Here is a 531-nt window from a genome sequence, read left to right on the forward strand (position 1 = left end):
GTGAATCTGCCTGCAGGTTACCCATACAAGCAGCGCAAGCTCGGCTTCGAATGGGCCGATGCGTCGCGGCATCAACGCATCGACGAAGTGCTCAAGGCGCTACCAAAAGTATCGATCGAGGATAGCGAGAGGTCACAGGCTGATGACGTATCGATCCCCGCGCGACGCCTCGTCGCACTGCTCGCGCCCTTGAACAGCGACGACGCCGACACGCGCGCCGCACTCACGTTGCTCAAGGACTGGGATGCGCACATGCGCGCGGATTCCGCGCAAGCCGCGCTCGAAGAGGTGTGGTTGAGCTGTCATCTGGGTCGTGCGTTCAAAGACGCCGTGCTGCCGAAAGCCGCCGCCGACGCGTTCGGGGCGCCCGACACAGCAATAATGCTCGACACGCTCGAACATCCCGAAACACGCTTCGGCGACGACGCGCACGCGAAACGTGATGCCGTGCTACTCGCGAGCCTACACGACGCTTATGGCGAAATGGTACGCTTGCAAGGTGCGGATGTGAACGCATGGCAATGGGGGCAG

1 protein-coding gene is annotated in these 531 nt (G+C 62.1%); it reads left to right on the forward strand.

What is annotated here, in order from left to right; translation table 11 throughout:
* Window positions 1–531 (forward strand): penicillin acylase family protein (locus ACV22V_RS32520; protein ID WP_448016835.1); only part of this gene is annotated, 531 nt, incomplete at both ends.

The sequence above is a fragment of the Burkholderia sp. AW33-5 genome (assembly GCF_053427615.1).